Source organism: Paenibacillus sp. VTT E-133280, assembly GCF_002264385.1.
GTDB lineage: Bacteria > Bacillota > Bacilli > Paenibacillales > Paenibacillaceae > Paenibacillus_AQ > Paenibacillus_AQ nitricinens.
In genome coordinates this window covers 25,015-34,681 of record NZ_NFUX01000076.1, presented here as the reverse complement: position 1 = coordinate 34,681, position 9,667 = coordinate 25,015, and the positions used below count along the sequence as shown (strand labels likewise).

The following is a 9,667-nucleotide window of genomic DNA, read 5'->3' as shown; positions in this document are numbered from 1 at the left end:
GTTTATGCGAGAAATATAAGGATAGTGTATAACGTGAAGCTTATACTCTCTTATATTTCAAAATAACGATCCCAGGAGGGTGATATCTATGTCTATTCAACAACTCCATACGCTGGAGGATCTTGAGCAATATGTAGCTAAGCCTGGCAAAAAGCTGCTGTTCAAACACAGCACGACCTGCCCGATTAGTGCTAAAGCTAATGAAGAGTTTCAGGCTTATCTGAAGGATGCGGATACTGCCGCTGCAGTGGTCTTAGTCATCGAAGATCGTCCCGTTTCCAATCAAATTGCTGAGGATTTTGGCATCAAACATGAATCTCCACAACTCTTCCTGCTTGAGGACAATGAGGTTCGCTGGAACACTTCCCACTGGAAAATCACAAGAGATGCAATCAAAGAGGCTGTGAACCAATGAGTGAGCCAGTGATTGTCTATTCAACCGCAGGGTGCAGTGACTGTAATTTGGTTAAAACCTATCTTACGGAGCAGGGTATCCCTTTTGAAGTAAGAGATGTTATGACCAGCACAGTCTATCAAGAGGAAGTTGAGAAGCTTGGATTCATGGGCGTTCCTGTCACTGTAGCAGGGGATCAAGCGATCAAGGGATTTAATCTTCCTGCGTTCAAAGCACTCATCGGAGCTGCCCAATAATTCAGCCATTAAACTATTCAGTACATGATGTAATTCATAGCTGTAAAAAAAGGGTATCCTCATAGCCAATCGGCTTGAAGGTACCCTTTTTCAAAATATAAGAATCTATAATTTTCACGCTATACATGATCCTTATATTTCTCGCATAAACGCTTACCGTCCTTTAGGGACGGCGAAGGCGTTTTTATTTGTTAGTCTTAGTCTATGCTTCCACACGTATGAGATCTGCCACGACCAGCACATCCACGTTTCTGGCAGAACGCAGAATCTGCTTGGTAACATCGCCGTGAATACTTTTTCGCAGCCAGGAGCGTTGTGATTGACCGATAATAATCTGAGTGCTCTGCAAAGCTTGGGATCTTTCAAGCAGCAAGGACGCCACTCGGGCAGGAAGCGCGCTCTCAATCATCTTAAACGTCCCACCCAGTCGTTCCGTCAATTCCTTTAAATCAGTTATTCGTTTATCATAAACGGGTCCATGCTGTTTAAATTCCTGCACATACGTAACATACCAGCAAGCTTTTAGACGATATGCGATCCGAAAACCACGCCGAATTAAGCGCTCCGCATGATCCCCCAAGGTGATACACACATAAATGACTTCCTCACGCCGCCAAGGCCCCCGTAACGAACCGACACGTTCCCAGGATTCCAGCCGCTCATCCACATCGTCAGCAATTTCCCGCAACGCCAGCTCCCGAAGGGCGATCAAATTCCCGATTTTGAAAAAAGCCCCCAGCGCCTGATCCACCTTGGCCATGGCATATATTTTCCCGTCCTTCATTCGTTCTTGAAGCGTCTTGGGTGATACATCAATAAGTTCTACCTCGTTAGCCCGCTGTAGAATGCTGTCCGGAAAGGTCTCTCTTACTCTAACTCCTGTAATTTGCTCTACGGCGTCATTCAGGCTTTCTAAATGCTGCACATTCACAGTAGAGATCACAGATATTCCCGCATCGAGCAGCTCCATAACATCCATATACCGTTTCTTATGTTTGCTGCCTGGCATATTGGTATGGGCGAGTTCATCCACTAGGACGACTTCTGGATTACGCTGTATGATAGCTGCCGTATCCATCTCCTCAAGGACAGTCCCTCGGTACTCTATACGTAGACGTGGTAGGATCTCCAGATCACCGATTTGTTCAAGGGTTTCTTGGCGGCCATGCGTTTCAAGAAGTCCGATCACAACATCAATCCCTCTCTTCAAGAGATCGTTCCCTTCACGCAGCATCTTGTAAGTCTTGCCCACACCGGGAGCAGCCCCAATGTATACCTTAAAGGTTCCTCCGTGAATCGCATCGATTTGATCCTTTACTTCCTGACTGCTTAATCTGTGATAGGCATCCGCTTTCCGTTCATTACGACGCTGCCGGGTTGGAAGTACACGTTCTCCCTCTCGGTCTGCGCGATCCGCCACGAAGAACACATCCACACCTCTGATTTGCTTCAGTAACGAATTGGCGATCGAACCTTTCCATAACTCCTGCCAAGCGGTCTGCTTGGAGTGTCCCATAACGATCCGGGTAATGTTGTGCCGGGTTGCGTATTTTACCAACAGATGAGGGATCTCCCTTTTCGAGCGAAAAGTTATCTCTTCCATAGAGGCTCCAATCTTCTCAGTCAGCTTCCAGAGGGAGCGCTTAAAGGTAGCTGCTTCTTTAGAAAGGGTGAGACCCTGCTTCGAGAATGACACCACTGAAAGCTCCCCATTTAACCGCTTGGCAATCTGCTGTCCACGGCGGATATGGATCGAGCCATTCCAATAATACTGTGCCGATACCAACACCTTTTCTGCGATCCCCGAAGCTCCCTGCAGCCCCTGTTCTTCTCTGTGTTTCTCCAGTGAATCATTAACATCTTCAGCAACCATTCTAAGTGCCAGTTCCCGCAGCTTGCTTATATTCCCCTTGTTAAAAAGCGATCTTTGCTGATGTTTACTTAAATGGCCGTCGGACAAGCGCTGAAGTATCTTCTCCGGCGTCACATCAATTAGAACGATATCATCGGCAAGGGTAAGCACCTCAGCAGGAAGGGAATGCTCTACCTCAATTCCGGTCCATTTCCGCACTAAATCCGCAGCACCCTCCAGTTCGTATACGTTTACAGTTGTGATAACACTTATCCCATTGCTCATTAAGTATTTGATATCGTCCAGTCTGCCAGATCTTTCCGCACCCTCGCGATTCTGGTGGGCCAAGCCATCGGTCAGCACAACCTCAGGATTACGAGCTACAATAGCTTCCACATCAAGATCCTTCTTCTCGAACTCCTTCTGGAACCAATGAATACTTGGAATCCGTTCCAAATCGCCCAGCTGATCCTTAGTTTCTGGGCTTTGATTCGTTGAAACTGCACAGATCACGACATCAATTCCCTGCGCTTTAAGCGCCTGGCCCTCACGCAGCATCTGATACGTCTTGCCCGAACCACTAACTGGTCCTATATAGATCTTAAGACGTCCCCGATGCAGCTCATAGATAGAGAGCAGCAGTTCCTCCGGCGTCTTCCTACGGTATGTTCCCATCCAGACCACTCCTTAATAACCCCGATCATGCATGTACTCTTCTGTTCCAAGAAGAAACGACGTTGTCGTCCTTCAAAGATGACAGCCGTTTCTCGTAGAAATATAAGGATGATGTATAATGTGAAACTTATATTTCTTATATTTTAGAAAGCAAGATATCCCTGCCCGATTCTAGTAATCTGGCAGGGACATTTGCTATATTTATTGGTTCGATAGTTTCAGAAGCTCCATGTTCAGCTTCAACACATTTACCCTTTCTTCACCGAACAGCCCCAAGTCACGACGCTCGGTATGCTTATTCACAAGCTCTTCCAGCTGTGACGCAGGAATACCGGTTAAATGGCTAATCCGAGGAATCTGCACGATGGCCGAACCAGGTGTGATATGCGGATCAAGCCCTGAACCTGAGTTGGTGACCAAATCGACTGGCAATTTGTTCACGGGCACATCCGGGTTATCAAGCTGCCACTGTGTAATAAAGTCCTTTGTCCGCTGCAGCATATCCGGATTGGATGGACCGTAGTTATTGGAACCTGAAGCTTCTGCCTTATACTCAATGCTGGACACACGACCCTGGAATAAAGCTGGGTTCGTAAAGTTCTGCCCAATGAGTTCTGAGCCTACCACTACTCCAGCATCATTCTTAAGCAAGCTACCGTTCGCTTGCGAAGGCATCAGAACCTGGGCAAGCGCTGTAGTTGTCAGAGGATAGATCACTCCGCAGAGAACAATAAATACTAAACTAATTCGTACAATAATAAAGAAATAAGCACCTTTCGATGATGACAACTGCTCTTCAGTGTCCTCCATGGCGTTTCTGTTATTCACGATGCTCTCACCCTTTCAGTGATTAGTCAACACGTCATTAAATCCATACACTTACGATCATATCAATGAGCTTGATGCCCGCAAAAGGAACAACTACTCCGCCTAGCCCATAGATAAAAATATTGCGTCCCAGAAGCTTCGTAGAGCTCATAGCTTTATAGGACACACCCTTCATCGCCAGCGGGATGAGCAGGGGAATAATAATTGCATTAAATATTAAGGCGGATATTATTGCTGAGCTTGGCGAGCCTAGTCCCATTACATTCAGGGCTTCCATCTCCGGAATGGCGAGCATGAACATTGCGGGAATAATGGCGAAATACTTCGCGATATCATTCGCGATACTAAAGGTTGTCAACGCTCCCCGTGTCATCAGCAGCTGTTTACCAATCGCTACGACCTCTATAATCTTCGAAGGGTCAGAATCCAAATCGACCATATTTGCCGCTTCCTTAGCGGCTGTCGTACCGCTGTTCATGGCTAAGCCCACATCGGCTTGTGCAAGAGCAGGGGCATCATTGGTACCATCCCCGGTCATCGCAACCAACTTGCCCTCGTTCTGCTCACGGCGAATGACTGCTATTTTATCTTCAGGTGTACTTTCCGCGATGAAATCATCTACACCCGCTTCACGGGCAATGGTAGCTGCGGTCAGCGGATTGTCACCCGTACACATGATGGTCTTAATCCCCATCCTCCGCAGTTCATCAAACCGCTCTTTCATGCCTGGCTTAACGGTATCCTTCAAGTAGATTAATCCATAGATCCGATGGTCTACCGCAACCGCTAATGGGGTCCCCCCCATTCGAGCGATGGCATCAGAATTACTGTCTAGGTTCGCAGGAATGACTCCACCTTTCGACTGTACCCATTTTTTCATGGAGTCCACCGCGCCTTTACGTACACAGCGTCCATCTTGCAGATCAATACCACTCATCCGAGTTTCTGCCTTGAACTCTACGAATTCGCCACCTTCAGCAAGCTTGCTGTCATAGCTGCGTTCCAGCTTCTTGGCCAGCTCAATCACAGAACGTCCCTCAGGCGTCTCATCCTTTAGGGAACTGATAGCCGCCCATGCCGTAAGCTCCGCTTCGGATTCATTTCCGACAGGTACAAATTCACTCGCCATCCGGTTCCCAAAGGTAATCGTACCGGTCTTATCTAGGATCATGGTATTAATATCGCCAGCAGCCTCAACGGCCTTACCCGACATCGCGAGTACATTAAACTGGGTCACCCGGTCCATACCCGCTATTCCGATTGCGGAGAGTAGTCCACCGATTGTAGTCGGAATCAGACAGACCAACAAAGCGATCATGACCGGAATGTCTAGATCAACACCAAGATAAGTCGCAATTGGCCGCAAGGTCACTACTACAATCAGGAAAATCAGCGTCAAACTGATCAAAAGCGTATTTAGTGCGATTTCATTCGGTGTCTTCTGACGTTTCGCCCCTTCAACAAGGGAGATCATTCGATCTAGAAACGACTCACCAGGATCACTTGTAATTCTAACTTTAATCTCATCACTGACGACCCGTGTACCGCCTGTAACGGATCCAAAGTCCCCACCAGCCTCCTTGATTACAGGTGCAGATTCACCTGTAATCGCTGATTCATCTACGGAAGCCAGTCCTTCAATCACTTCACCGTCACCAGGGATGAGTTCTCCCTGACTGACGATGACGATATCTCCTTTACGCAGCTCGGAGGAAGAGACTGTCTTCACCGCTCCTCCAACCAGTTTGTTAGCTGTGATATCTTGTTTTGTTTTTTTAAGCGAATCGGCTTGGGCTTTACCCCGGCCTTCCGCCAATGCTTCAGCGAAGTTCGCAAATAGCACTGTGAATAGCAGAATGAACAACACAGTGATATTAAAGCCTATCGATTGCTCTGCATTAAAATATCCAGGAGCCAGCACCATGAGGAGGACAATGATCGTACCGACCTCTACCACGAACATGACTGGATTTTTGATTAGCGTTACTGGGTTAAGCTTTATAAAACTATCCTTTACAGCGCTAAGGAGTATGGGTCCCGTCAGCAGTTTTTTTCTTTTTACAGTACTCATCTTATTCTCCCTCTTCCTACCGTAAGGTTAGATATTCTGCAATGGGACCGAGTACAATGACCGGCAGGAACGTCAACGCACCAATAATCACTACGGTACCAATCAGAATTCCCGTAAACAGTCCATTGTCTGTGCGGAACGTGCCAATCGTCTCAGGAACCGGCTTCTTCTTAAGCAGAGAACCTGCTACCGCCAGCATTGCGATAATAGAGACATAACGACCTAGCAGCATGACAATCCCGGTTGTAACATTCCAAAAGGTCGTGTTGTCCGCAAGTCCCTCAAAGCCTGAACCATTGTTCGCGGCAGAAGAGACATATTCATATAACACTTGACTGAGCCCATGGAATCCAGTGTTCGTAATCGCTCCTTGCCCCAAATCGGTCAGGAATGCAGCTGCGGTTGGCACAAGGATAATGAATGGATGAACAAGGATCGCAATGGCAATCAGCTTCATCTCCTTGGCCTCTATCTTCCGTCCGAGAAACTCCGGTGTTCTACCAACCATCAATCCACATAGGAAGACTCCCATGATGGCATACATCAGCATATTAATTAGTCCGACACCTTTCCCACCGAAAACATTGTTGAGCATCATCAGTGCAAGAGGCGTAATGCCTCCCAGTGGCGTCAGCGTATCATGCATATTGTTAACACTACCTGTTGTAGCTGCGGTTGTTACTGAAGTAAACAAGGAAGACTGCGGTATGCCAAAGCGTACCTCTTTCCCTTCCATACTACCTTGTGAAGATTCAATTCCCAGTGCATTGATCGCAGGGTTGCCCTTTGATTCTGCATAAAAGTTCAGGCTTAATAGCAGTACGAACAAGGTCATCATCGCAGTAAAAATCACCCAGCCCTGACGTTTGTTCTTCGCAAACAATCCGTACATATAAGGTAGCGAAGCCGGCAGCATCCACATGGAGAGAATCTCCAGAACATTCGTAAGTGGATTAGGGTTCTCAAAAGGATGTGAGGAATTAGCCCCGAAGAAGCCGCCCCCATTCGTGCCCAAATGTTTGATCGATTCCAAAGAAGCGACTGGCCCGATAGCAATTTGTTGGGTTTGCCCTTCCAGAGTAGTGACCTCAAGCGAAGGCTTTAGCGTTTGCGGCACATGCAAGCCTACCAGCACCAATGAAACTAACAAAGCTAGTGGAATGAACACACGAATATGTGCTTTGACGAAATCCTCGAAGAAGTTCCCGACTGATTTCTGGCCTGTGATCCCTCTGACAAAAGCAACCGCAACAGAAAATCCGCTCGCTGCAGAAGTGAACATCATCATCGTGATGACAGCCATTTGTGAAAAATACGAAAGCCCCGTCTCCCCGCTATAATGCTGCAGGTTCGTATTGGTCATAAAGCTGATCACCGTATTGAATGAAAGCGTCTGTTCCATATCTGCAATTCCATTCGGATTTAGCGGCAGTCCCCGCTGTAATCTAAGAAAAATATAACTGAAAGTTACCAGTACGATATTCGTTAAAACAAAGGTGAGCGCATATTTCTTCCAGGACATTCCGTCCTTTTTTTTCAGGCCGATCAGCTTAAAAATCCCTTTTTCTATACCTCCAAACCAGCGATCCGTACGGTTCGGTTCATTAGAAAATACATAATATAAATACGTGCCCATCGGCTTAACCAGCAAGATGAGAATTACGATTACAAGAGCGATTTGCAAAATGCCCATGAATGCCCCTCCTTAAAATTTCTCCGGATGAATCAATGCGTAAACCAGATATACAAACAGTAATAGGGTAACAGCGATTACTAGAATCACAGCTTATCCCTCCCTGTATCCTCAACTACACCTGCGCACCAGCGCATAAATCCATAAAACAACCCGTAAATCACAGCTAGCGTAGCCACCATATACAGATCCATCATATTTCCCGCACTCCTTCTTTTATCCTTGATGAGGTGATCTGTCGACCAGAAAATCAGCATCACCACTGTGGGAATAGATTACATAACTTGCGCCAAGTCTTTTATAGACCAATCTAGGATTTATTGAGCTTGTGATTACAAAAATCGGCTGTGTCGTCCAAGTCCGGCACATCTGAATATAGCGGCAGCATAACGTAAAGCTGCTCTCGAACAGATATACCCGGCCTACCGGGAACGGCGGGCGAAACCAAGTATTCTGATGGCGGGTATCTACTAGAACAACTTGCTCAATCCCCATCTCTTCAAGTAGGGACTTCTCAGGCAAGTTGTTGGTCAATCCGGCCATCTTAATGCCTCTGAATTTTAGAAGCTTAATAAAATGTTCTCCTGCCTTCGTTGGCGCACATACCAGTACATATTCATTCTGATCTGTCATCTCTTATTCTCCTCAAATGCTTTGCTTGTAAGATCAGAGCTTGATCACCCTGGTCTTGAAAGAAAAGCTACCGCTAATGATGAATATAACGACCTCTTCGTGAGGTTTTCCATAAATGCTTTGCTTAAAAAAGCACAGCAAAAAGCCACAAAGGATTCTCCTCTGTGGCTCGCTAGCGGTCACATTGCACTCATCCTCTCTCCATACGCTTACGAGGTTAGCTGTCGGATTCGGACGGTGAGAGTCGCCCTACCTGTATAGATGCGAGCACACTCGCATCCTCTACAGGATTCACCCCATAACCGGCTTCCGACTCTCACATCGTCTGCCGATTGTTGGTTCCCCCGCTTTCCTTAACGGAAATTAAGCGGATCAAATATTCGATTGTTGTGTTGAAACAGGAGTAATCATACCCTTATGCAGGAAGTATTGTAAAACCTGATTGATGCCAAAATAATGCAAATTAAAAACTATTTTCGTATTGGATAGCGCTTACTTGATATCCAATCTCTCTATATCTCTTGTTTACTCGAATTTGAATCGATTAGCGAAATACGGGCATACCACGTGATTTTATTCACCACAATTGGAGGAATCCCCAAAAATCGCCTTTATAGGAAAGGAAACAAGAAAGCGAGATTAAGCGAGGAAGAAGCCCGATAACGCGCAATAAATACCTATTTGGATCCTTTTTTCGTCGTAGTCGGCAGGATATGGATAAAATTGCGCTCAAAAGAACACTTTCTGTTTTTACAGAAACACCTTGAAAAGAGTATGATTCGGGTTGAATCTATTTCACGAAATACATTCAACGCTGAGTTCCTGCTTTTGCAGGGAACGGGGGAACCATCAGGCCACATGGCCTACTTGGGGTGAATCCGAAGGAGACTGTTCAAGTCTCACATAGGTAGGGCGACTCTCACCGTCCGAATCCGGCAGCTAACCTCGTAAGCGTAAAGAGAGAGACCCTTGATCCGCCACGCTTTGGCACAGGTGTGTATATACCTGTATTCCAAAACCGCAGCAGAGGTCCTCCTCTTGCTGCGGTTTTTGCGTTACCTGATTCTATAGGGTAATAGCATGCTGGACGGGGTGAAAGGAATGAAACACTATTATTGGGGAACTCAGTAAGGGCTACTTGAGCCAAAAAGTCTAAATTATGTTTACTTTGGAGTTCACTTCGCCATTTCAACAGCCTATCTACCTGTGAATACTGTTTGGATCGAACGATTATATACGAAATATATAAAAACATCCGAGAAAA

Annotated in this window: 8 protein-coding genes and 2 riboswitches; of the genes, 2 read left to right on the top strand and 6 right to left on the bottom strand. The window is 46.3% G+C overall.

The window, feature by feature from the left end; genetic code table 11:
• Nucleotides 1-88: 88 nt before the first annotated feature.
• Both ytxJ and CA600_RS25655 read left to right on the top strand, forming a co-directional pair.
• Nucleotides 89-415, top strand: coding sequence for a bacillithiol system redox-active protein YtxJ (gene ytxJ, locus CA600_RS25660; RefSeq protein ID WP_042123836.1), 327 nt, complete (start codon nt 89-91; stop codon nt 413-415).
• Entirely contained in the window at nt 412-651 is a 240-nt protein-coding gene (locus tag CA600_RS25655; protein WP_094874002.1) for a glutaredoxin family protein, read from the top strand. The genes ytxJ and CA600_RS25655 overlap by 4 nt, the downstream gene beginning before the upstream one ends.
• A 202-nt stretch (nt 652-853) precedes the next feature.
• Here the strand turns inward: CA600_RS25655 and CA600_RS25650 are convergent, their stop codons facing one another.
• The 6 genes from CA600_RS25650 to CA600_RS25625 all read right to left on the bottom strand — a co-directional run bounded on the left by CA600_RS25650 (nt 854) and on the right by CA600_RS25625 (nt 8,403).
• Complete coding sequence (locus tag CA600_RS25650) at nt 854-3,178, bottom strand: histidine kinase (protein WP_094874000.1); 2,325 nt, start codon at nt 3,176-3,178, stop codon at nt 854-856.
• Nucleotides 3,179-3,379: 201 nt separating this feature from the next.
• Nucleotides 3,380-3,988 carry a potassium-transporting ATPase subunit KdpC gene (gene kdpC / locus CA600_RS25645; protein WP_094874006.1) on the bottom strand — a complete coding sequence of 203 codons (609 nt, stop codon included), beginning with the start codon at nt 3,986-3,988 and terminating at the stop codon, nt 3,380-3,382.
• Between the two features lie 55 nt (nt 3,989-4,043).
• Nucleotides 4,044-6,077, bottom strand: coding sequence for a potassium-transporting ATPase subunit KdpB (kdpB, locus tag CA600_RS25640; protein ID WP_094873998.1), 2,034 nt, complete (start codon nt 6,075-6,077; stop codon nt 4,044-4,046).
• A gap of 16 nt (nt 6,078-6,093) precedes the next feature.
• On the bottom strand, nt 6,094-7,770 hold the full coding sequence (gene kdpA / locus CA600_RS25635; protein ID WP_094873996.1) for a potassium-transporting ATPase subunit KdpA: 1,677 nt from the start codon (nt 7,768-7,770) through the stop codon (nt 6,094-6,096).
• Between the two features lie 12 nt (nt 7,771-7,782).
• Nucleotides 7,783-7,860 (bottom strand): K(+)-transporting ATPase subunit F, encoded by a 78-nt coding sequence (gene kdpF, locus CA600_RS32220; RefSeq protein ID WP_076285959.1) that lies wholly within the window; start codon nt 7,858-7,860, stop codon nt 7,783-7,785.
• A gap of 126 nt (nt 7,861-7,986) precedes the next feature.
• Nucleotides 7,987-8,403, bottom strand: coding sequence for a hypothetical protein (locus CA600_RS25625; protein ID WP_094873994.1), 417 nt, complete (start codon nt 8,401-8,403; stop codon nt 7,987-7,989).
• A gap of 190 nt (nt 8,404-8,593) precedes the next feature.
• A riboswitch (cyclic di-AMP (ydaO/yuaA leader) is annotated at nt 8,594-8,783 on the bottom strand.
• A gap of 422 nt (nt 8,784-9,205) precedes the next feature.
• Nucleotides 9,206-9,371, top strand: a riboswitch (cyclic di-AMP (ydaO/yuaA leader).
• Nucleotides 9,372-9,667: the final 296 nt, after the last annotated feature.

Bases quoted from the DNA above. Each gene is read 5' to 3' on its own strand.
- ytxJ (WP_042123836.1), top strand. From the start codon at position 89: ATGTCTATTCAACAACTCCATACGCTGGAGGATCTTGAGCAATATGTA.
- CA600_RS25655 (WP_094874002.1), top strand. From the start codon at position 412: ATGAGTGAGCCAGTGATTGTCTATTCAACCGCAGGGTGCAGTGACTGT.
- CA600_RS25650 (WP_094874000.1), bottom strand. From the start codon at position 3,178: ATGGGAACATACCGTAGGAAGACGCCGGAGGAACTGCTGCTCTCTATC.
- kdpC (WP_094874006.1), bottom strand. From the start codon at position 3,988: ATGGAGGACACTGAAGAGCAGTTGTCATCATCGAAAGGTGCTTATTTC.
- kdpB (WP_094873998.1), bottom strand. From the start codon at position 6,077: ATGAGTACTGTAAAAAGAAAAAAACTGCTGACGGGACCCATACTCCTT.
- kdpA (WP_094873996.1), bottom strand. From the start codon at position 7,770: ATGGGCATTTTGCAAATCGCTCTTGTAATCGTAATTCTCATCTTGCTG.
- CA600_RS25625 (WP_094873994.1), bottom strand. From the start codon at position 8,403: ATGACAGATCAGAATGAATATGTACTGGTATGTGCGCCAACGAAGGCA.